Genomic DNA, 21,319 nt, shown 5'->3' with positions numbered 1-21,319 from the left:
ATCATCCCGCAAATAGCGGAATAAGTTACCGCTCTCAATCATTAGAATGAGCTTTCATTTTTTCTTTTTTGCGAGCACAAATCTTTTCTACAATATCATTAGAAACATTTTTTTCTCGCTCCACATTTTTTACCTTTATATGATCTAAATAATCCTCCAAAGTAAGTGTAACTTTGTCATTTGGCGGATTATGCGCCCCTTGAAATGTAAGAAATTGTAGCGTCACTTCAAATCTAGGAACAAATTCATCTTTCCTGCCGAGACGCTTTATATTTATAACTGCATCACATTCATATTGATCTTCTGTCACTTGTCTAATAACCGAATAGTACCTATTCAATAACGCACTCTCTAAAAGCTGTTCTCTTGATTCTTTCGCGAAAGAATCGCTTGGAGAAGAGAAAAAGATAGAACATATCGCTGTAATAATTACACATATTTTTTTCATAACGTCCTCCTTATCCTATAAGTTAGTGTTCTCAAAAACGCCATAAAAAAACGACTTCCCCTACTTAGGAAAGTCGTTTTAATGAATCCAATATTAACCACCACTCACTGGTGGTATAAGTGCAACCACATCACCATCTTGGACCCTGTCATCTTCATTTGCGTATTCTTCATTAATCGCAACCATAATTGGCTCTGAAACTGGTACATTATATTCTTTCGCAACAACATCTTTTAACTCTGCAACCGTAATATTTTCTTTCTCTATTTGTAATTCACTTGTCCCTGCTTCTTCTTGCAAGTGCGCAAATAACAATACTCTAATCATACTTATAGCTCCTTCCCAGGCTCTCCCGCCGGATATGGTGTTTTTTCTAATTGATCACCAATCCATGAGTCACCATCTTCCCAAAACTCCTTTTTCCAAATCGGAACAATTTGTTTTATGCGTTCCATAATATATTCATTTGCTTCATAAGCCGCTTTACGGTGTGGTGTTGAAACAGCAACAACAACCGCTATATCAGAAATTTGCAACGTACCGATGCGATGTGTAATCGCAACATATGTACCCGGCCATTTCTCTTTCACTTCCAGACCAATTTTCTCTAGCATCTTTTCTGCCATCGTCTTATAAGCAACATACTCTAAGTATAATGTACGACGCCCTTTCGTAAACTCTCTAACCGTTCCAATAAATGTTGTAACAGCACCGCATTCACGTCGAATCACTTTCTTCGTTACCTCTTCAATCGAGATTTCTGTATCAATTACTTCATAATATGTATTTGTCATTTCGCACTCCTAACCATTTGTAAAAACCAGTCTATGTACAACTCTTCTTCTGTTATATGAAATACTTTATATTCTTCTCGTATATTTGCCGGGACATCATACCACGTAATAATCGCCACTATATTTTCTACTTCATGTAAAAGTTCAACGTCTTCCGCAGAACGAAGTAACACTACTTTCGGGTAGTTCTCTTTTTTATAGCCCTCTATTAAAATTGTATCCACTTCAAAAAACTCATATAAGCGAATAATTTCTTGCAAGGACCATTTCTTTCTTAGTGAAGAAAGTGAAAGCAATCCAGCACCTTCTACACTACTTACGACAGCACCAGCTTTACGGTGCCTTTCGCTATCTTTTTGCGCTACTTCTGGAAAACCTCCGTGCCCGTGATGTTTAATTGTAGCAACTTTCATTTCACTTTCAGCTAACACATGCACAATTTTCTCTACAAGTGTCGTTTTTCCGCTATTTTGATATCCTACTATTTGTAAGATTGAAGGGGCTTTGCCCATGGCCAATCACATCCCTCAGAGTGCTCTAACAATAATACGGATACTTTCATTCCGGTCTCAAATCCTCTCGTTCCTCCAGGTAACACGATAAAAGCATTCGCATCTGCAAGTGAAGATACCGCACTCGATTTATCTAAACCAACCGGCATCGCTTGTAACGCTCCGTCCACAATTGTTACGTTCGCTCTTACGAAACGAGTAAATGGATTTGGCTTTGGAAAATCTTTTTGTAAAATAGCATCCGCTCTATATACGTGAGGTTCCTTCGCATACAAATATGTTTTTATAATTGGATGCACAAATAATTCAAAGCCTACATAACAAGCAGACGGATTTCCTGATAAACCGAAGAGTAACTTCCCATCAACTTCAGCTACTGTCGTTACACTTCCCGGTCTCATCGCTATTTTATTAAAGAGTACATTCGCCTGTAACCTTTCATAAATAGCTGGTAAATAGTCATAATCTCCTACTGATACACCGCCTGTTGTAATTAAAATATCGACCTCATCCATCGCTAATTGAACAGCTGTAAAACATGCATCTAGCTCATCGGCGAGTTGACCATAATAACGAACTTTCCCGCCAGCTTTCATAATTTGAGCTGCGATCATATACGAGTTACTATTTCTAATTTTCCCCGGCTGTAACGGCTCATGTACTTCTAGTAATTCACTTCCTGTTGTTACAATACCGACAACAGGCTGTTTTACAACTTTCACAGTGCTATATCCAAACGTTGCTAATAAGGCCGCAACACCTGGATTAATTGCAACACCTTTCTTAACGAGAACTTGATTTTGTTTTATGTCTTCTCCTTTAAACGACACATTGTCACCGTTATTAAAAGGGCGTTTTAACTTCATATATGTTTTCCCGTTCTTCTCAAACCCTTCTGTCAGCTCGAGCATTACGACTGCATTACATTCTTCTGGAATAGCTGCTCCTGTCATAATACGAATCGCTTTAAAAGCTCCTACTTCTTCTAAAAAAACAGACCCCGCCCCGATTTCTCCTATTACTTCAAATTCAATTGGATTCTCTTGGGTTGCTCCTTTCGTATCTTCTGCTCGAATGGCGAAACCATCGTAAGGGGAACGATCAAAATGAGGAACGTCATGATCTGAGACAACATCTTCCCCGAGAATTCTCCCGTAACTTTCCGTAATAGAAATTTCTTCTACTTCACCATGCTTCGCATATTTCATTACCCGTTCTACTGCCTCAGCAACTTGAATTGGAATTCGTTTTTCTACCATCGTTTCTCACCTCATATTTGCAATTTTTTTTATCTCGATTAAACTTTATGTATTCAATAGAAATTACTTCAAGGAGGAATTCCATGTCTTCATTTACACATTTTAATGACCAAGGACGCGCAAAAATGGTTGATATAAGCGACAAAAAAACAACCGTTCGAACAGCAATTGCGTGCTCTAGCATTGTCGTTACGAAAGAAATTTACGATAAAATCTCTCACAATGAAATTGGGAAAGGTGACGTATTAGCAGTTGCGCAAATCGCAGGCATTATGGCTGCGAAACGAACTTCTGATATTATCCCAATGTGCCATCCTTTATTATTAAAAGGTGTTGACGTTTCTTTCGATTGGAAACAATCAGAAGAACAATATCGTTTACTCATTGAAGTAAAAGTTAAAACAGAAGGTAGCACCGGTGTTGAAATGGAAGCTTTAACAGCTGCTTCCGCTACCGCTCTTACTGTGTATGATATGTGTAAAGCTATCGATAAAGGTATGATTATCGGCGAAACGTACTTACTTGAAAAAACAGGTGGAAAAAGTGGAGATTATACGAGAAATTCATAATCCTCTCTCCGTTGAACCTAAAGGATTTCCTTTAGGTTCAACCTATATATCTTGCATATAAACTTTTCGCTACATTCATATCATTCGTCCCATGAATAAACGCCCTGCCATCTGTAAATAAAACAAAACGATATTCTTCTACCGGAAATGATAATAAATAAGGTGTCGCCTTTATCTCTACGCTTCTTTGTAAGCGCTTTTTAATTTCTTCTAAATTAAAATTCTTCCGCACACCCGGGCGAATTTGTACTGTATTTCGCCCACATAACACTTCTGTTTTTGTTTGTGCTTCAAATGTTAAACTCGGATATGTACGTAACCTTCCGCAAGATAAACAAGTATCTTTTTTCTGCCTATTCACTTTAAATGCCATCTGTTGATTATTCCAAAGATCAAACGATAACATCGTTTCACGAAGCGCCCCAAAGTCTTCTACTAATATTTTCAGCGCTTCCGTAATTTGATGCGCAACTACTAATTGTACTGCCGGTTGTATAATACCAGCTGTGTCACATGTTGCTCCGCTCGCCGGATGCTCCATTAAACAGCGAAAACACGGTGTTTTCCCTGGTAAAATTGTATACGTTACTCCGTAACTCCCGACGCAACCACCATATATCCATGGAATATTATACTTTTGTGAAATATCATTAATGAGAAGACGCGTTTCAAAATTATCTGTCGCATCTAATATTAAATCTACATCACGCACTAACTCTTCCATTTCTTGCACCGTTACATCCGTCACAACCGGATTTATTTCCACCTCAGAATTAATCGATTGTAAATGTTCTGCAGCCGCTATCGCCTTCGGTTTATACTGCTTTGCATCTTCTTCCGTATATAGTTGTTGTCTTTGTAAATTACTCCATTCTACATAATCCCGATCAGCAATCGTTACTTTTCCAACCCCTGCTCTAACAATCGCTTCTGCATTTGCCGCACCGAGAGCACCAGCACCAATAATAAGCACATGCTTCTCTCTTATTTTTCTCTGTCCTTCTTCTCCAACACCAGAAAATAATATTTGTCTTGAATATCGCTCCTGCATGCGATAGCCCCCTTTCTTATCCTCCTATATAAGACATTTCGATTTTCGGACGATTTTTTGCACTTTCTTCTGTCCGTTCATCCGAATACCTATCTTTTCTATTCATCCATACATCTTGTATAACACTTAATAACTCCTCATCCGAAAGATTTCCTCTAAGAAGTTCTCTTACATTCAAACCCTCTGTCGCAAATAAGCACGTATAAAACTTTCCATCTGCCGAAATTCTCGCCCTCGTACAAGAGGCACAAAATGACTCAGAAACAGATGTAATAAAACCAACTTCAACATTTGTTCCAACGTACCGATATCGCTTTGCAACTTCACCAAAGTAATGGGCTTCAGCTGGCTCAAGCGGATACACCTTATGAATCATCTCAATCAATTCTCGTTTTGTAACGACTTGATCAAAATTCCACCCATTTGTACTACCAACATCCATAAACTCAATAAACCTAAGCGTGATTCCTTGCTCTTTAAAATACGCAGCCATCGGTAGTACTTGATGATCGTTCATCCCTTTTTTCACAACCATATTTACCTTTACTTCCAAGCCCGCCTCTTTAGCTGCTATAATTCCCTTAATTACCGGTTTCGTATTAATATTTCGACCATTAATATTCTTAAATATGTCATCATCTATCGCATCTAAACTAACATTCACTCTATGTAATCCAGCTTCTTTTAATGCCTTCGCTTGTTTCGTTAAATGAATAGCATTTGTCGTTAACCCTATATCTATTAGCCCATCAATTTTCACAAGACGTGCAATAAGTTTTGTTAAATCTTTACGAAGCAGTGGCTCACCGCCAGTAAGTCTAATTTTCCGTACACCGATGCTAACAAATAATTTTGCCAAACGCTCAATTTCATCAAAAGTTAGTAAAAACTCGTCTTTCAAAAAAGCATATTCTGGCCCAAATATTTCCGCTGGCATACAATATGTACATCTAAAATTGCAACGATCAATGACAGATATACGTAAATCTTGAAGTGGGCGTCCAAAAAAATCTTTAACCATCTCCTGCATCGCCACCCTCCCTTTCTGCCAAATTTCTTTCTTTTCATTCTATTATAATATATTTTCGAACTGCGATGTTTTTGCTCAAGTGAATAAAGTGAAACTTTAAATAATTAGAGGGTATCCACTCCCCCTGGTTAACGAGGTTTACTTACAAATACAAGGATAAAAAACCTTGAAACATAAAAGTTTCAAGGTTTTCTGCTTATTAACTTAATCTAATAATAGTTAGAGTAGCCCCTGGCGTTGCCGTAGATAATGTAGCTACTGCAACTACTCCAAATAACTGTAAGCTAACAGCAGCTCCAGCAGGCAAGTTAGTGATTATTGTTGCACTAAATGAACCAGTAGCGACTGTCGGGGCATTTATCGTTCCCGCAAGCGGACTGCCATTTACAGTTATACGAGAACTTACAAGTAAACCTGCCGTTAAATTAATTGTATAGGCTATATAATAGTTTCCTGCATTCGCAACTGTAAATACAGTATTTCCCCCACTAACGGTTATTCCTGGGCCAATATTTTGATTGTTCGGTAATGGTACGTTCGTACCACCTAATAAAACGGAAATAGCGGTTCCTGATGTATTATTCGCAAACGCATACGTTGCAGTTGTACTAACTCCAGTCGCCCCGGTCGCTCCAGTGGCTCCAGCTCCGGTTGGACCTGTATCTCCAGTTGGACCTTGTGAACCGGTTGCTCCTGTAGCCCCCGTTGGACCTTGAATTCCTTGTGGGCCTTGGATTCCTTGTGGGCCTTGAATTCCTTGGAGACCTGTAGCTCCGGTTGCTCCTGTAGCTCCCGTTGGACCTTGAATTCCTTGCGGGCCTTGAATTCCTTGGGGGCCTTGTGGGCCGGTCGGGCCTATGTCACCTTGCGGACCTTGGATTCCCTGTGGGCCTTGTGCCCCGGTTGCCCCCGTCGCTCCTTGGATTCCTTGAGGACCTTGTGGACCTTGAATTCCTTGTGGGCCGGTTGGACCTATGTCGCCTTGTGGGCCTTGAATTCCTTGGGGACCTTGTGCTCCAGTTGCCCCCGTTACTCCTTGGATTCCTTGCGGACCTTGAATACCTTGGGGACCGGTTGGACCTATCTCTCCTTGAACACCTTGGATTCCTTGCGGACCCTGTAAACCCGTCACTCCGGTTGCTCCCGTTGCTCCTGTCGCTCCTGTCACTCCAGTTGAGCCTGTCGCCCCGGTATCTCCTGTTACTCCTGTCGTACCTGTTGCTCCTGTCGGGCCAGGTGGTCCACCTGATGGACCTGTCACTCCTGCCGGACCTGATGGCCCCGTTGGGCCGGTCGGTCCTGCTGGTCCTCCTGACGGGCCAGTCACCCCTGTTGGACCGGTTACTCCTGTTGGACCGGTAGTTCCTTCTCCCGTCGCTCCGGTTGCCCCCGTATCTCCTGTTGCTCCCGTCGGACCTTGTATCCCTTGAATCCCTTGTGGGCCTTGCACTCCTTGTGCACCTGTTGCTCCTTGAATCCCTTGTATTCCTTGCACTCCTTGTGCGCCCATCGGACCTGTTGGACCAATCGCCCCTTGTATTCCTTGCACTCCTTGGGGGCCCTCTGGACCCGTTGCTCCTATTTCCCCTTGTATCCCTTGAATTCCAGTTGCTCCTTGTGCTCCAGTTGCTCCCGTTATCCCTTGCACACCTTGTATTCCCTGTATTCCTTGTGGACCTTGTGGGCCTGTTGCTCCTACCGGTCCTTGAATGCCTTGTATCCCCTGAGGACCCTCTGGACCCGTTGCTCCAACTGGCCCTGGCACACCTTGGATTCCTTGCGGGCCCTGAAGTCCCTCTGGGCCTTCTGGACCTGTTGGACCTATCTCTCCTTGTATCCCTTGGATTCCAGTTGGACCTTGTGGCCCAGTCGGACCTATGTCACCTTGCGGACCTTGGATTCCCTGTGGACCTTGTGCTCCTGTTCCCCCTGTCGCTCCTTGGATTCCTTGAGAACCTTGTGGGCCTTGAATTCCTTGTGGGCCGGTTGGACCTATCTCTCCTTGTGGGCCTTGAATCCCTTGCGGACCTTGATCTCCAGTGGCCCCCGTTATTCCTTGAATTCCTTGGGGACCTTGAACACCTTGGGGACCCGTCGGACCTATCTCTCCCTGCACACCTTGGATTCCTTGCGGACCTTGCAAACCCGTCACTCCGGTTGCTCCCGTTTCTCCTGTCGCTCCTGTCACTCCAGTTGAGCCTGTCGCCCCAGTATCTCCTGTTACTCCTGTCGCACCTGTTGCTCCTGTCGGGCCAGGTGGTCCACCAGATGGACCAGTTACTCCCGCCGGACCTGATGGCCCCGTTGGGCCGGTCGGTCCTGCTGGTCCTCCAGATGGGCCTGTTACCCCTGTTGGACCGGTTACTCCTGTTGGGCCTGTAGTGCCTTCCCCTGTCGCACCTGTTGCTCCTGTATCTCCTGTTGCCCCCGTCGGACCTTGGATTCCTTGAATTCCCTGTGGACCTTGCACTCCTTGTGCGCCCGTCGCTCCTTGAATTCCTTGTACTCCTTGCACACCTTGGGGACCCATCGGACCTGTTGGACCAATCTCCCCTTGAGCACCTTGCACTCCTTGGGGACCCTCTGGACCCGTTGCTCCTATTTCCCCTTGTATCCCTTGAATTCCAGTTGCTCCTTGTACTCCAGTTGCTCCCGTTATCCCTTGCACACCTTGTATTCCCTGTATTCCTTGTGGACCTTGTGGGCCTGTTGTTCCTACCGGTCCTTGAATACCTTGTATCCCCTGAGGACCCTCTGGACCCGTTGCTCCAACTGGCCCTGGCACACCTTGGATTCCTTGCGGGCCCTGAAGTCCCTCTGGGCCTTCTGGACCTGTTGGTCCTATATCACCCATCGGACCTTGTATCCCTTGAACTCCCTGTGGGCCTGTTGCTCCTGATGGCCCTGGTACTCCTTGGATTCCTTGTGGACCTTGATCTCCTGTTGCTCCTGTGGCCCCTTGAGGCCCTATAGCCCCCTGTATTCCTTGTTGCTCCCGTTGCCCCTTGAATACCTTGAACTCCTTGTATTCCTTGTTCACCAGTTACTCCCGTCGGACCAGGAATACCTTGAATACCCTGCGGACCTTCTGGACCTGTTGGCCCAATTGGCCCTTGAATCCCTTGGATTCCTTGCAAGCCCTGTGCTCCCGTGCTTCCAGTCGGACCTGTACTTCCCGTTGCTCCTGTTACCCCTGTACTTCCTGTAGCCCCAGTATTCCCCGTTGCTCCAGTCGCACCTGTACTTCCACTTGGTCCACCACCCGGACCTGTCGCACCAGTCGGCCCCGTCGGACCAGGAGGTCCTCCTGACGGGCCAGTGATCCCTGTTGGACCGGTTACTCCCGTCGGACCTGTTATCCCCTGACCAGTCGCTCCGGTTGCACCTGTATTTCCACTCGGTCCTTGTGTTCCTTGTATCCCTTGTGCTCCTTGTATTCCTTGTGGACCAGTTGCACCCGGTAACCCTTGGACGCCTTGAATTCCTTGAGGTCCCTCAGGTCCCGTCGCTCCAATTGGCCCCTGTAATCCCTGTATCCCTTGTATACCTTGTGCCCCAGTCGCTCCCGTTGGACCAATCGGACCTTGTAACCCTTGCACCCCTTGAGGTCCTGTCGCTCCAGTTTCTCCTTGTGGTCCTCTCAATCCTTGTGGCCCCTGCTGTCCTTCTGGTCCAGTTGCACCTATTGGCCCAACTGATCCTTGTATCCCTTGCACACCTTGAGGTCCTGTCGGGCCCATCTCCCCCATCGGACCTTGTAACCCTCTCGGTCCTTGAGGACCAGTTGGACCCCGTGGACCTGTTGGGCCAGTAATCCCTATACCTGTAAATCCAGTTGGAACAGGAGGGAAAGTAGGCCCAATAAGTTCGGGGGGAATTCTAAAATTAGAGCTTAACGAATTTTGCCCCCCATTATTATCACGTTTCTTCACACTTTCACCACCTACAAACCGTCTTTTTCATAATAAATAAACCTCTTCTTAATCTATTTACAAAAATAATTTCCAAGACTATTTTTATTTTAAATAATAAAAACTCCCTTAATTCCTTAAGGGAGTCCAGCAACTGAATCCATATTATCTGTATTAGGGACAGCTTGTGCTATACCCGATGCATTTACACTTTGCCCCATATTTATTCCTGTTACAGTACCAGCAGGAGTGCCTCTTGTATATGTTGTCGTCACCGAATCACCCGGCTGTAAACAAAGCTTTGTCTCCGTCCCTATTACTGTAACAACATCAATCCAAGTACATCCCATCGAACCACTATATGATTTCGAAGCAGTAAATGAAGTATCACTCAAATTATCACCGGTAAATATATTTCCAGTATTATTAACAATAACAAATTCTTTTATATGCGCAGGCATAATTACACTCTACCTTTCCTTTATGAACCTAACGTACGTGTACTTGTTGCCAAAGGCGGAAGAAATACCGATGTTCTAATCACCGCTTCTGGCTGCCTTTTTCCATTTAAAAAAATAGCCGCACTCGATCCTCCAGCACCTGCATATACTTTTGCCACAGCTAAAGGCGAGATATCATAACAGTCACCGACATTAACAGCGCCTGTATTATTAATAATTTTCACTTTCCGCAAATTAATCCCCATTGACCCCTCCTCCTTTTTTATACTGTATGCAAAAGAAAAAAACTTGAAACAGACTCGTTTCAAGTTTTTAACTATTAACTATTTCGTTTCACCTTCATATTGAAGCATACCGCCAACCATATTCACTGTTTTAAATCCTTGCTCATTTAAATAATGACATACATTTTCACTGCGCATTCCTGAACGACAAATAAAGATATATTCATTCTCTTTATTAAAGAAATCTACTTTATGTGGGATATCGCCCATTTTAATATGTACAGCTTCTGGAATCTTTCCTGCCGCTACTTCTTCATCTTCTCTTACATCTACTAAAAATAACGTTTCTCCATTTTCTAAACGCTCTTGTACCTCTTCTGTAGTAATTGTATTAACTTCTGTCATATGTAGTTCCTCCTTATATACAATAAAACCTTTAGTTTCTTTTTCACAAACATTCTCTACCAATTTTAGCACGCAAAAGAAAGAACGCAAAGAATCGAAAAACTATTTCTCAATTTTCTCTAAAAATTTATTCTTTACAAACATAACTAGCACATTGTATCCTCAATATACTTGTTTTATGAAAGGAGTCGATTAAAATGACGCTTTTTCTTTTCATTATGGGCATTGTGTTCTTACTCGCTGCAATTATTGCTCTTAGTATGAAAAATAATAGAAAAATAAACTCCCCACAAGAAATGTCATTCTTATTTCTATTGCTTAGCATAGCGTTTTTCGGTATAGCAATCGCTACATATATTTTCCGTCTACAAATTATGTAAAAAAAGGTGCCTACTACAAACATTGCACCTTTTCCCCATCATTTGTCTTCTACACAAAACTAGATACTTTCCGATTCAAAAATTCATAAACTTTCTTTTCAAATAAATGAATATCAAATGCTCCTGCCATATGCCCATTTATACTTTCTATCTCATACACTTCCGCATATTTTCCTTGTTTTTGCAAAATATCTACCATTTTATAATTATAACGAGACGGCTGAAGCAAATCTTGTTTACACGGAATCATAAGTACATTCGCTTCTATGTTAGAAAGAGATTCTTCTAGTGAAGAAAACCCATGTGCAATATCATGCAATAAAACTGCCTTCGCAGTATACATCCATGAATTTGCATCTACTAACTCTATACTTCTATATGTCGCTTTATTTATCTCTTTTTCAAATGATGTTAATGTAGAAAACTTTTTATAAGGTTCTATCTCTATACTATTACGAGGAAATGCCATTTCATAAAAATGCTCATCAAACGCGTTCATAAACATCATTCTATTTGCTAAATGAAGCCCTTTTATCGGCTGCTCTTCCCCGTATTTTCCATCTTTCCAACTTGGATCCAGTTGAATTGCCTCAATCGCATTTTGTGCTACGTTTACAGACGTTATAATTGGATTTTGTGGGTTCGTAATAACGCCAATCATCCGCTCTACCATATGTGGATAGTGAACCGCCCATTGTTGTGCAATCATTCCCCCCGCCGACGGTCCGATTACAGCGTGTAACCTTGAAATTCCCATACCTTTTATTAACTCATATTGCATACGAGCTACATCAAGAAATGTAAAAACCGGAAAATCCATAGCATATTCTTCTCCAGTTTCTGGATTAATCGATTTCGGTCCTGTTGTAATCACATATGGATTCCTCGCCTGCACATTACAAAGATTATCCGTACATATAACAAAATACTTATTTGTATCAATTGCTTTCCCAGGTCCAATGAGCCCATCCCACCAACCAGACTCCTCATCATGCACTGTATATTTTCCTGCCGCATGACTTGTTGCACTAAAATAATGACAAACCAAAATCACATTTGACCTTTCTCTATTCAACGTACCATATGTCTCGTATCCCATTTGAACAGGAATTTCCCTGCCATTTTCAAACGTAAACTCTTTTAACACAAACTTCTCCTTTTTTACAATTTGCACAGACTCTCCCTCTCCCCGTTATAGTATGAACTGCTTACTAAAGATTTTTTTCTATGCAAACTAATCTCCTTCTTCTTTTCATAAATAAATGAATAATATACAAAATTAGCCACAAAATAGCACTATATTACAAGATTAAAGAGGGCGTACATATGATTTGGAATTGGTTACGTAAGAAAAAAAAATCAAATACACCAGAAGCAAACGAAACAGATAACTGGGAGCAGCATTCTAACAATCAAGAGGATGATAACAAAGAACAGACTAGAAGTATGAAACATAATAAAGATAAAAATAACGAGAAACAAGATTCCTCTCAGGATAAGCAACAAAGCTCTAAACAAGAGGACTCGTCTCAAGAGAAACAACAAAGTGCTAAGCAAGAGGATTCCTCTCAAGGTAAGCACCAAAGTACTAAACAAGAGGATTCCTCTCAAGATAAACAACAAAACGCTAAACAAGATGAAACTTCTCAGGATAAGCAACAAAACTCTAAACAAGAGGATTCCTCTCAAGATAAACAACAAAGTGCTAAACAAGAGGATTCCTCTCAGGATAAGCAACAAAGCGCTAAACAAGAGGATTCCTCTCAGGATAAGCGGCAAAACGCTAAACAAGAGGATTCCTCTCAGGATAAGCAACAAAACGCTAAACAAGAGGATTCCTCTCAGGATAAGCAACAAAGTGCTAAACAAGGTGATTCGTCTCAAGGTAAACAACAAAGCACTAAGCAAGATGACCCTTCTCAAAATAAGCAACAAAGCTCTGGAGGTAATAGTATTTATGACTTTACAAAACCAGAGAAAGACCGTATTCATTCTCTACAAGATTTAATAGAGAAACTCAAAAAGTCTAGTGATTTTATTAATTACCATACATCTGACGATGAAACGATGCCTTATTGGATTTCTTACTATCGCCCTTCACTTGATGGAGAAAAATTACAAAAGTATTTAATGCCCACTCTTTTAGAACGACCTAACGCATCACTAGAAGAGCTGAAGGAACATATCCCGATGAGCGGCATTACAATTACGAACGACTTACAAAAAATTGAGGATATGGTTTTAAAGGGGCATGCGATTATTCAATTGAATCAGCAAGATCAAAAATGTATGCTTGCAAACATTGCAATTGATAATTATCGTGCACCAACCCCTCCTTTAAACGAATCAACTGTTATTGGTCCGCAAGAAGGTTTTGTAGAGGATATTGATACAAACATTAATTTAGTTCGAAAACGTCTTCCTGTTTTGGATTTACAAACAAAAGAAATGATTATCGGCGAGTTTTCCAAAACAAAAGTTGTCATGATGTATTTAGACAACCTTGCTGAAAAAGATAATGTAGATTTTCTAGAAGAATCATTACGCGCTCTTGAGTATGATCAAATTAATGATAGTGCTTATATACAAGAATTGATGGGTGAAAAATCGATCTTCCCTCTCTATATTAATACAGAACGCACTGATAGAGTTACAAAAGCACTAATTGATGGAAAAATCGCTATTTTCGTTGATGGTTCTCCAAGTGTTTTACTAACACCTGTATCCTATTTCGATTTTTTCATTTCACCAGAAGACTATAACGTCTCCTGGATGTACGCTACATTTTCAAGGATTTTAAGATTAATTGCCGTTCTATTTTCAATTTGCGCTACACCATTATACGTTGCAGTTTTAAATTATCATTATGAACTTATTCCAAGTGATTTACTTGAAACTTTGATTTTATCAAGGGCACAAGTACCATTCCCACCTTTAATTGAAGCGCTCTTTTTAGAACTTGCAATTGATTTATTAAGAGAAGCCGGCGCAAGGTTACCAATGAAAGTTGGTCAAACGCTCGGTATTGTAGGCGGTATCGTAATCGGGCAAGCATCTGTACAAGCTGGTTTAACGAGCAATATTTTATTAATTATCGTTGCCTTATCAGCACTTGCTTCCTTTATTACACCTATTTATAAAATGGGTAACGCTGTTCGATTACTACGCTTTCCTTTTCTTATGTTTGCAGAAATAGGCGGATTGTTCGGGATTTCTCTTGGATTTATCTTCTTATTTACTCATCTATTCAGGCTTACTTCTTTACGCAAGCCATACGCTTTGTTTTATCCAACAAGACAACAATCTGTTAAAGATTCTTGGATTCGTTTTCCTTTAACAATGATTGATACAAGAGATGTACAAGCAAGACCACAACATGTAAAAAAAGCAGCGAAAGGAATTTCAACAAAACATAGATCAGACTTTGATGATTAAGAAATGAGGTGCATTCGATGAGTAAAGTTCAAGAAAAATATCAAATATCTCCTGTCTTTGTTTTCTTCTTAATTCACGGTGCACAGTTCGGTGCTGGAGTTCTCGGATTCGCTCGAATTATCGCAAAAGCCGCTGGATACGACGGCTGGATGGGAGTTATAATCACGGGAATTTTCATCCATATTATTATATGGATGATGTATGTCTTATTAAAAGAAACAAATGGGAATTTAGTTGATTTACATCGGCAAACATTTGGAAAATGGCTAGGAAATGGCATTAGCATCATCTTTATGGCTTATTTTTTAATCGTTAGTATTTCAGTCATCCGAACATATGTTGAAATTATTCAAGTATGGATGTTTCCTACCGCTTCCACCTTTATGTTAACACTCTTTTTATGCTTAGTTAGCTATTACATTATCTCTTCTGGATTTCGTGTAATTACCGGTATTTGCGTCATCTCTGTTGGTGGTACATTAGGATATTTATTTCTAAGCTTATTCGTTTTGAAATATTCACATTGGGATAATTTACTACCTATATTCACACATTCTTTTTCAGACATTTTAAAATCCGCTCAACTGTCAATCTACAGTATGACCGGTTTTGAGATTTACCTCATGGTGTATCCATTTGTGAAAAAGCCTATGCAATCTCATAAATACGCTCAGCTTGGAGCACTATTTTCAAATCTTCTATATCTATTTAGTACCCTTTTAGCCTTTGCATTTTTTAGTGAGAAGCAATTGTTAAAAACAATATGGGCACAACTTTCTATGACCCAAGTCATTCAATTACCATTTATAGAAAGACTCGAATATATTGCAATTTCAGGCTATGCACTCGTTATTATTTCAAGTTTTATCCTCCCTTTATGGGCGTCAATGAGAGGAACTCATGAAATATTCCGTGTAAAACAAAGGGGTGTTTTAATTGCTTTTATCTTTATCACTCTCATTGTTTCGCAACTTTTAACAAACAGACACGATATTAATAACTTTATTAGTAATGTATCAAAAGTTAGTTTTTGGCTCATTTATGTATACATCCCAATCCTATTTATTATTGTGTGGGTGAAAAGAAAATGGAAAAAATCAAAAGCACAAGCAAATTAATACTTATTTCTTGTATAACATTCTTCAGTCTAATTGGATGTTTACAAAAAAATATTATCGATGATGTACAACTTATTCAAGGAAGCGTTTTTGATGTCGCAAAAGATAATAAAGTAAAAGTGACATTCGTTTGTCCCATTCAAAAAAAAGGAAATAAAGTTCAAGTTTTTGAAGGCAGTGCAAATGCGGTAAAACAAGTAAAAGCAGACACATCTTTAGAGTCTTCTCAACCTTTTGCTAGTGGACAAATGCGTGTCGCTCTATATACGATAAGACTTGCCAAAACAGGAATGTCTACTTCATTCGATACATTACTCCGAGATGTGAATATAGGGAACGCTTTATATGCTGCTTTATTAGATGGGAATGGTACTGAACTTTTAAAAGGCAAATATTCGACTTCATACAACGTTGCAATTTATATAAAAAAATTGCTAGAACATAACATGGAGACCGGACCTTTACCAGCGGATAATCTACATATAGGAGCATTTCGCTATTATCAAGAAGGAAAAGACTACTATATTCCCATTCTAAAGAAGCATGGTGATAAAATAAAAATTACCGGAATTGGCCTTTTTAAAAAGGATAAATATATCGGTAAAATTGCGGAAAAAGATATGTTCATATTTAAAGGACTATTAGAGAAACATAAATTAGATTCACATGAATTTAAAACAGATTCTGCGTACGTAATGATTAATAATATTCGTTCTGTTCCAACTTACGATATAAAAATTAAAAACGGAAAGCCTTCTTTTTTCATTCACGTTCGTCTTGACGCACGTATTCAAGAACTATCAAAACAAATTAACTTAGAAAATAACAAGAACACAAAAAACATTGAAAAAGATGTCCAAAAACAATTAGATAAACAAGCTGCTAAGTTAATTAAGCAATTTAAATCTTTAGGCGTCGATCCGCTCGGACTAGGTGCAAAGTATAAACAACATTATCGCCCATTCAAATTAGAAGAATGGAGACAAATGTATAAAGATGTTCCGGTTCATATAAAATACACCGTAAATATTACAAATTCTGGTGTCATTGAATGAGAAATGATTGAACTCCTCTCTCCAGCATGATACAACGGAGAGAGGAGTTTTTTATTATCAAATAGAGAGAGAAGATATTTATGGGGGAGCTTATGTCTAAAAAATTAGTAAAGCCTATTTTAAATGGTATTTTATTTCTCGGCGTCTTTTTATTTGCTCATACATACTTAAAAAATGTTTCCTTCACACGTTACTTGCTTGTCGTTATACCAATGTTACTCGTCGGTATTTTTGGCATCGATCTTATTTCATCGCTTTTAATAAAAAAAGAAGAATAACGAGCGAACATCTTATTTCGATAAGATGTTCTTTTCATTTCATAATCACCTTATGTTACAATAAACTTCGGCATAACGTAAGAAAGGATGAAACAACATGACAAACGAAAAAGGTTTAGATAAAGGATACGAACTTGTTGCGAAAATGCATGAAGTATTCGGACATCCTGTGACAAATACTCCAACAAAATTAACAGAAGAGCGTGCAAAAATCCGTGCAAGTTTTATGCAGGAAGAACTAGAAGAATTTCTAGAGGCAACGACTGTTGAAGATCAATACGATGCACTGATTGACCTTATTTACTTTGCATTCGGAACGTTTGCAGAAATGGGCGTACGTCCAGATAAAGGATTCGAAATTGTAAACAACGCCAACATGGCAAAACTATTCCCTGATGGGAAGCCTCGATTCCGTGAAGGCGACGGTAAGATTCTAAAGCCAGAAGGCTGGCAAGCACCGGAACCACAACTTCGTGCTGAAATTGAACGTCAGCGTCAAGAAGCTGAAAAAAACTGCTAGGATTTCCTAGCAGTTTTTTATTATGGCTTTTTTTCTGCAAATCATTAATGACCCACGTGCCCTGCGTGTCCTGCTGCTCCACTAATACTAGCTGCTCCTGCTGCTGCCCCTGCTCCTCCTGCTCCAATTCCACCTGTCCAAGGAGAAGATTGTTGCTGTTGTTGATATTGCTGATATTGTTGATGATGTTGGTGCTGTTGACCTTGGTGTCCATGATGTTGGCCTTGGTGCCCATGATGACCGTGTTGGCCTTGGTGCCCATGATGACCGTGTTGGCCTTGGTGCCCATGATGACCGTGTTGGCCTTGGTGCCCATGATGACCTTGATGACCTTGGTGATGGTGGTGACCTTGGTGTCCATGATGTTGGCCTTGGTGGTGATGTACATGGTGACCATGTTGGCCTTGGTGAGTTTGATAAAGAACAGCTTGCGGATGAATGTGGTGGTGACCTTGATGATGTACTTGTTGTTGGTGATGACCATGATGGCCTTGGTGACCTTGATGGTGATGATGACCATGATGGCCTTGGTGACCTTGATGGTGATGATGACCGTGGTGGCCTTGTTGGCCTTGATGGTGATGATGACCATGATGGCCTTGGTGGCCTTGGTGGTGGTGATGTACATGATGACCGTGGTGGCCTTGGTGATGGTGATGTACATGATGATCGTGAACACCCTGTGGATAACCACCTACTCCTCCTGCCACTACACCTACTCCCGGTACAGGGAATCCTGTCTGCACTCCTCCAACGAAAGAAGGAAATGTAGTTGGTCCCCCTACTGGAATTCCTGTCTGTACGCCAGCTACTGATGTTGGAAATCCTCCTGTTACTGTAGGCATTCCAGCCCCTGATGTCGAAAATCCTCCCATTAATGTAGGCATTCCAGTTTGCATGCCAGCTACCGATGTTGGAAATCCTCCTGCTGCTCCACCCATCCAGCTCGGAATTCCACCGTATCCTTGTTGTCCTCCTCCCATTAACATCATTTGTTCATAACTATCCGATCCACCCCCGAAGAAACCATGTGGTGCATTATTGTCCATCCCTTTCATTCCTTTCACCTCTTCTGCTCAATTTTACCTACCTTTTTTATCATATTTCCTAGTGAAGAATAGGTGTTTGTCTTTATAAGAATTCCTCAACAAACAAATTAAAGGAAAAGATGCAAAACGCCTTTAAAGTAAACTTCTTTATAAATTAAAAACTTATATAAAAGTGATCCAAAGATTATTTTTTACACAAAAAAGCTCAGAGTATAAATACTCTGAGCTTTCATTTAGAATAAATTAGTTTGCAACAACGTTAACAAGTTTTCCAGGAACAACAATTACTTTACGAACTGTTTTCCCTTCAATTTGGTCTTGAATTGCTTCAAGTGCAAGTTGTTCCATTTCTTCTTTTGATGCGTCTTTACTCATTGTTAGTTTTGCGCGAACTTTACCCATAACTTGAACAACGATTTCAACTTCATCTTCTACAAGTTTAGACTCATCAAATGTTGGCCAGCTTGCATATGTGATTGTTTCATTGTATCCAAGTTTGCTCCATAGCTCTTCCCCGATATGAGGTGCAACTGGTGCAATCATTTTTACGAAACCTTCTACATATTCTCTTGGAAGTGTTTCAGCTTTGTATGCATCGTTGATGAATACCATCATTTGAGAAATCGCTGTGTTGAAGCGAAGCTCTGCATAGTCTTCTGTTACTTTCTTCACTGTTTGATGGTAAGCTTTTTCAAGCTCTTTATTTGGTGCGTCAGTAATTTTCTCACTTAATTCACCGTTATCTTGAACGAATAGACGCCATACGCGGTCTAGGAAACGACGAGCTCCGTCAAGACCATTTTCAGACCAAGCGATTGAAGCATCTAATGGTCCCATGAACATTTCGTATAGACGAAGTGTATCTGCACCGTGGCTTGCTACGATATCATCAGGGTTTACAACGTTACCTTTTGATTTACTCATTTTCTCGTTGTTTTCACCTAGAATCATACCTTGGTTGAATAATTGTTGGAACGGTTCTTTCGTTGGAACTACACCGATATCGTATAATACTTTATGCCAGAAACGAGCATATAGTAAGTGAAGTACAGCGTGCTCTGCACCACCGATATAAATATCAACTGGAAGCCATTGTTTTACTTTTTCAGGATCTACAAGTGCTTCGCTATTGTTTGGATCGATGTAACGTAGGTAATACCAACAGCTACCAGCCCATTGCGGCATTGTATTTGTTTCACGACGACCTTTTTTACCAGTCTCAGGATCAACAACATTTACCCACTCGTCAATGTTAGCAAGTGGTGATTCACCTGTACCTGAAGGACGGATGTTTTCTGTTTTCGGAAGAACTAATGGTAATTCCTCTTCTTTCACAGCTGTCATTGTACCATCTTCCCAGTGAATTACTGGAATTGGCTCACCCCAGTAACGTTGACGGCTGAATAACCAGTCACGTAGACGGTACGTTACTTTTTGATTTCCTGCGCTCGTTACTTCAAGCCATTCAATCATTTTTGCGATTGCTTCTTCTTTATTTAATCCATCAAGGAATGCTGAGTTTACGTGTGCACCATCACCTGTGTACACTTCTTTCGTAATATCTCCGCCTTTTACAACTTCCTTCATTGGAAGATTAAATACTGATGCGAATTCATAATCACGCTCATCGTGAGCTGGAACTGCCATTACAGCACCTGTTCCGTAAGTTGCAAGAACATAGTCAGCAATCCAGATTGGTAATTTCTCACCGTTTACTGGGTTAACTGCGTAAGCACCAGTGAATACACCAGTTTTTTCTTTCGCAAGTTCTGTACGCTCTAGGTCACTCTTCATTTTTACAGCGTTAATGTAAGCTTCTACCGCTTCTTTTTGTTCTGCTGTTGTAATTTCTGCAACAAGTGCATGTTCCGGAGCAAGTACACAATATGTTGCACCAAATAGTGTATCAGGACGCGTTGTGAAAACTGTGAACTTCTCATCTGTACCGTCGATGTTGAAGTGTACTTCTGCACCTTCAGAACGACCGATCCAGTTACGTTGCATATCTTTTAAACTTTCAGGCCAATCAAGCTCATCTAGATCTTCTAATAGACGATCTCCGTAAGCTGTAATTTTTAACATCCACTGTCTCATCGGACGACGCTCAACCGGATGTCCACCACGCTCACTCTTACCGTCAATGATTTCTTCGTTTGCAAGTACTGTACCAAGTGCTGGACACCAGTTTACAGGTACTTCATCAACGTAAGCTAAGCCTTTTTCAAATAGTTTTAAGAAGATCCATTGTGTCCACTTATAGTAGTTTGGATCTGTTGTATTTACTTCACGGTCCCAATCATAAGAGAAACCTAATGATTTAATTTGGTTACGGAACGTATTAATATTATGCTCTGTAAATTCAGCTGGGCTGTTTCCAGTATCAAGTGCATATTGCTCTGCTGGAAGACCAAATGCATCCCATCCCATTGGATGAAGAACGTTATACCCTTGCATACGCTTCATACGAGATAAAATATCTGTCGCTGTATAACCTTCTGGATGTCCTACGTGTAGGCCTGCACCTGATGGATATGGGAACATATCTAGTGCATAAAATTTTGGTTTTTCTGTCTCATCTGGCGTACGGAATGTTTTATTCTCTTCCCAGTACCCTTGCCACTTCTTCTCAATGTCTTGATGATTAAAGCTCATGAGATACCCTCCTTGAAATTCTATTTATTTTCACCGCCCAAAATACAAAAAACCTCTCATCCCTAGAAAGGGACGAGAGGTTATAGATTCCCGCGGTACCACCCTAAATTAATGTACAAATATACATTCGCTTAGATCCGTAACGTGGATTAACGGCAATTGCTACTA

Annotated in this window: 20 protein-coding genes, 1 pseudogene and 1 other annotated feature (1 of these 22 only partly in view); of the genes and pseudogenes, 7 read left to right on the top strand and 14 right to left on the bottom strand. The window is 40.6% G+C overall.

Annotated features, from left to right (window positions below; translation table 11 throughout):
* Positions 1-34: 34 nt before the first annotated feature.
* The 5 genes from BM089_RS09950 to moeA all read right to left on the bottom strand — a co-directional run bounded on the left by BM089_RS09950 (position 35) and on the right by moeA (position 3,013).
* Complete coding sequence (locus tag BM089_RS09950) at positions 35-448, bottom strand: DUF3888 domain-containing protein (RefSeq protein WP_090976857.1); 414 nt, start codon at positions 446-448, stop codon at positions 35-37.
* A gap of 93 nt (positions 449-541) precedes the next feature.
* Positions 542-775, bottom strand: coding sequence for a molybdopterin converting factor subunit 1 (moaD, locus tag BM089_RS09945; RefSeq protein ID WP_000621772.1), 234 nt, complete (start codon positions 773-775; stop codon positions 542-544).
* A 2-nt stretch (positions 776-777) separates the two neighbouring features.
* On the bottom strand, positions 778-1,242 hold the full coding sequence (gene moaE, locus BM089_RS09940) for a molybdopterin synthase catalytic subunit MoaE (RefSeq protein WP_000185943.1): 465 nt from the start codon (positions 1,240-1,242) through the stop codon (positions 778-780).
* Complete coding sequence (gene mobB, locus BM089_RS09935; protein ID WP_090976855.1) at positions 1,239-1,754, bottom strand: molybdopterin-guanine dinucleotide biosynthesis protein B; 516 nt, start codon at positions 1,752-1,754, stop codon at positions 1,239-1,241. Before mobB ends, moaE begins: the two co-directional genes overlap by 4 nt.
* Entirely contained in the window at positions 1,724-3,013 is a 1,290-nt protein-coding gene (moeA, locus tag BM089_RS09930) for a molybdopterin molybdotransferase MoeA (RefSeq protein WP_090976853.1), read from the bottom strand. The genes mobB and moeA overlap by 31 nt, the downstream gene beginning before the upstream one ends.
* An 83-nt stretch (positions 3,014-3,096) precedes the next feature.
* On the opposite strand from moeA, the gene moaC reads away from it, so the two are divergent.
* Complete coding sequence (gene moaC / locus BM089_RS09925) at positions 3,097-3,582, top strand: cyclic pyranopterin monophosphate synthase MoaC (protein ID WP_048558777.1); 486 nt, start codon at positions 3,097-3,099, stop codon at positions 3,580-3,582.
* Between the two features lie 37 nt (positions 3,583-3,619).
* Here the strand turns inward: moaC and BM089_RS09920 are convergent, their stop codons facing one another.
* The 6 genes and pseudogenes from BM089_RS09920 to BM089_RS09895 form a co-directional block, all read right to left on the bottom strand.
* On the bottom strand, positions 3,620-4,633 hold the full coding sequence (locus BM089_RS09920) for a molybdopterin-synthase adenylyltransferase MoeB (protein WP_075716899.1): 1,014 nt from the start codon (positions 4,631-4,633) through the stop codon (positions 3,620-3,622).
* A gap of 16 nt (positions 4,634-4,649) precedes the next feature.
* A complete protein-coding gene (gene moaA / locus BM089_RS09915; protein WP_075716900.1) occupies positions 4,650-5,663 on the bottom strand; it encodes a GTP 3',8-cyclase MoaA in 1,014 nt (337 codons plus the stop codon).
* A gap of 199 nt (positions 5,664-5,862) precedes the next feature.
* A pseudogene (locus BM089_RS09910) lies at positions 5,863-9,595 on the bottom strand (BclA-related collagen-like exosporium protein).
* Between the two features lie 116 nt (positions 9,596-9,711).
* Positions 9,712-10,035: a hypothetical protein gene (locus BM089_RS09905; RefSeq protein ID WP_001110850.1), complete on the bottom strand. Its 324-nt coding sequence runs from the start codon at positions 10,033-10,035 to the stop codon at positions 9,712-9,714.
* A 20-nt stretch (positions 10,036-10,055) separates the two neighbouring features.
* Positions 10,056-10,280, bottom strand: a complete 225-nt coding sequence (locus tag BM089_RS09900) for a spore germination protein (RefSeq protein ID WP_000512463.1) — start codon at positions 10,278-10,280, stop codon at positions 10,056-10,058.
* A gap of 78 nt (positions 10,281-10,358) precedes the next feature.
* Positions 10,359-10,664, bottom strand: coding sequence for a rhodanese-like domain-containing protein (locus tag BM089_RS09895; protein ID WP_000141254.1), 306 nt, complete (start codon positions 10,662-10,664; stop codon positions 10,359-10,361).
* A 197-nt stretch (positions 10,665-10,861) separates the two neighbouring features.
* On the opposite strand from BM089_RS09895, the gene BM089_RS09890 reads away from it, so the two are divergent.
* The gene (locus BM089_RS09890; RefSeq protein WP_000171889.1) at positions 10,862-11,044 is read left to right on the top strand and encodes a hypothetical protein; all 183 of its coding nucleotides are present in this window, start codon (positions 10,862-10,864) and stop codon (positions 11,042-11,044) included.
* Between the two features lie 49 nt (positions 11,045-11,093).
* Here BM089_RS09890 and BM089_RS09885 read toward each other — a convergent pair whose 3' ends face one another.
* Positions 11,094-12,218 carry a homoserine O-acetyltransferase family protein gene (locus BM089_RS09885; RefSeq protein ID WP_001167624.1) on the bottom strand — a complete coding sequence of 375 codons (1,125 nt, stop codon included), beginning with the start codon at positions 12,216-12,218 and terminating at the stop codon, positions 11,094-11,096.
* 152 nt (positions 12,219-12,370) lie between these two features.
* Between BM089_RS09885 and BM089_RS09880 the strand changes: the two genes are divergently transcribed.
* The 5 genes from BM089_RS09880 (at position 12,371) to BM089_RS09860 (ending at position 17,450) form a co-directional block, all read left to right on the top strand.
* Positions 12,371-14,479: a spore germination protein gene (locus BM089_RS09880; RefSeq protein WP_090976852.1), complete on the top strand. Its 2,109-nt coding sequence runs from the start codon at positions 12,371-12,373 to the stop codon at positions 14,477-14,479.
* A gap of 17 nt (positions 14,480-14,496) precedes the next feature.
* Positions 14,497-15,597 (top strand): spore germination protein, encoded by a 1,101-nt coding sequence (locus tag BM089_RS09875; RefSeq protein ID WP_000049081.1) that lies wholly within the window; start codon positions 14,497-14,499, stop codon positions 15,595-15,597.
* Positions 15,567-16,652: a spore germination protein GerHC gene (gene gerHC / locus BM089_RS09870; RefSeq protein WP_000411387.1), complete on the top strand. Its 1,086-nt coding sequence runs from the start codon at positions 15,567-15,569 to the stop codon at positions 16,650-16,652. Before BM089_RS09875 ends, gerHC begins: the two co-directional genes overlap by 31 nt.
* Positions 16,653-16,744: 92 nt before the next feature.
* Positions 16,745-16,930, top strand: coding sequence for a hypothetical protein (locus BM089_RS09865; RefSeq protein WP_000038781.1), 186 nt, complete (start codon positions 16,745-16,747; stop codon positions 16,928-16,930).
* Between the two features lie 97 nt (positions 16,931-17,027).
* A complete protein-coding gene (locus BM089_RS09860; RefSeq protein ID WP_000180554.1) occupies positions 17,028-17,450 on the top strand; it encodes a pyrophosphohydrolase domain-containing protein in 423 nt (140 codons plus the stop codon).
* A 44-nt stretch (positions 17,451-17,494) separates the two neighbouring features.
* Here BM089_RS09860 and BM089_RS09855 read toward each other — a convergent pair whose 3' ends face one another.
* On the bottom strand, positions 17,495-18,508 hold the full coding sequence (locus tag BM089_RS09855) for a hypothetical protein (protein WP_090976850.1): 1,014 nt from the start codon (positions 18,506-18,508) through the stop codon (positions 17,495-17,497).
* 234 nt (positions 18,509-18,742) lie between these two features.
* On the bottom strand, positions 18,743-21,151 hold the full coding sequence (gene leuS / locus BM089_RS09850; RefSeq protein WP_000009442.1) for a leucine--tRNA ligase: 2,409 nt from the start codon (positions 21,149-21,151) through the stop codon (positions 18,743-18,745).
* A 65-nt stretch (positions 21,152-21,216) separates the two neighbouring features.
* Positions 21,217-21,319 (bottom strand) — a binding site (T-box leader); it runs 117 nt beyond the window's last position.

This window comes from Bacillus sp. 5mfcol3.1, from assembly GCF_900114335.1.
Lineage (GTDB): Bacteria > Bacillota > Bacilli > Bacillales > Bacillaceae_G > Bacillus_A > Bacillus_A thuringiensis_S.
The sequence above is the reverse complement of the archived record's forward strand: the minus strand, read 5'-3'. Positions and strand labels throughout refer to the sequence as shown.